This is a genomic window from Pseudomonas sp. 05N434, from assembly GCF_056396965.1.
In genome coordinates this window covers 1-1,395 of record NZ_JBFTMK010000847.1, presented here as the reverse complement: position 1 = coordinate 1,395, position 1,395 = coordinate 1, and the positions used below count along the sequence as shown (strand labels likewise).

Below are 1,395 nucleotides of genomic sequence, written 5' to 3'. Positions count from 1 at the left end.
GTCCCACTCCCCGCCGATCCACCGGCATTAATCTTCACCACCGGCCCAACCACGGTAACCCCACCCGCATCGAGCTTGATGAAGCTCCCTCCCGCCTTTACGGTCAGCTCCATCCCAGCCTCGATAACAATCTTGTCCCCAGCCTTCAGGTGAATCTCCTTCCCGGCACTGGTCAGCTGCGCAGTCCCCAGCTTGACGTGCTGGTTCTGCCCAATCGTCAGGTGATCATCCATCCGCGCCTCAGTCTTGCGATCCGCAATCGTGGTGCGGTGCTCTTCGGCCTTCAGCTCGGTGTAGGTGTTCTTCACCACGGTGTCGTGGCGTTCATTCCCCACCCGAATCTTCTGGTCGTGCTCGATGTTTTCATCCCAATCCCGTTGGGCATGAATAAAGATCTGCTCCGCCCCTTTCTTGTCTTCGATCCGCAGTTCGTTGTACCCGCCGCCCCCCGGTGAGCTGAGGGTTTTGAAGACGGTGCGGGTTCTGTTCGCTGGCAGGTCGTAGGGAACCTGGTTTTCCTTGTGGTACAGGCAACCGGTTACCAGCGGTTGGTCGGGGTCGCCTTCGAGGAAGGTGACGAGGACTTCCATGCCGATGCGCGGGATGGCGATGGCGCCGTAGCGGTCGCCGGCCCAGCTCGAAGAGACGCGCATCCAGCAGCTGGTTTTGTCGTCGGCCAGGCCTTCGCGGTCCCAGTGGAATTGCACTTTGATGCGGCCGTACTGGTCGCAGTGGATTTCTTCGCCTTTGGGGCCGGTGACCATGGCAGTCTGGCTGCCGAGGACGCGGGGTTTGGGGTGTTCCAGGGCCGGGCGGTAGAACACGTTCCACGGGGTGGCGAGGAAGCGGTTGCGGTAGCCCTGGTGGAAGTCGTCTTTGTTGTCGGTGGTGTCGCTGGTCACCGCCTCTTCGAGCACTTGCGGCTGTTTGCCTTCGTGGACGACTTCGGTGAGTAGCCAGAGGTCGTTCCACTCGGTGCGCGGGTGGTCGGACATTTCCACGAAATGGCCGCTGACGAGGGTGGTCTGGTCGCCACGGCCTTCGGCTTGTTGATAGTCGGCGCGGTGGCGTTCCAGGGCGCGTTGGCTGAGGAATTTGCCGCGGGCGCGGTCGAGGAAGCGGCCGGGGTAGTCGTAGTCTTCGAGGTCCGGTTCGGTGCTTTCACCGTCGGGTTTGTACGCCGCTTCGAGTCGCAGGTTGGGCTTTTCGAAGTCGTAGTCGCGACGGGTGACGCGGCCGGTGCGGGTTTCCAGGCGCAGTTTGAAGCCTTTGATCACCGGTTCGTCGGCGACCATGCCGCTGCCTTGGACGTAGGCGGTGGGCTGGCCGAGTTTGGGGAACACGGTCTGGTCGTCGCCGAACACCAGCAGGTGGGCTTTTTCGCTGTGCTGGAAG

General features: G+C 62.2%; 1 protein-coding gene. It reads right to left on the bottom strand.

What is annotated here, in order from left to right:
- Positions 1-1,395: type VI secretion system tip protein TssI/VgrG (gene tssI, locus AC1DLB_RS30045; RefSeq protein ID WP_477786287.1), on the bottom strand; the 1,395-nt coding region annotated here is incomplete at both ends.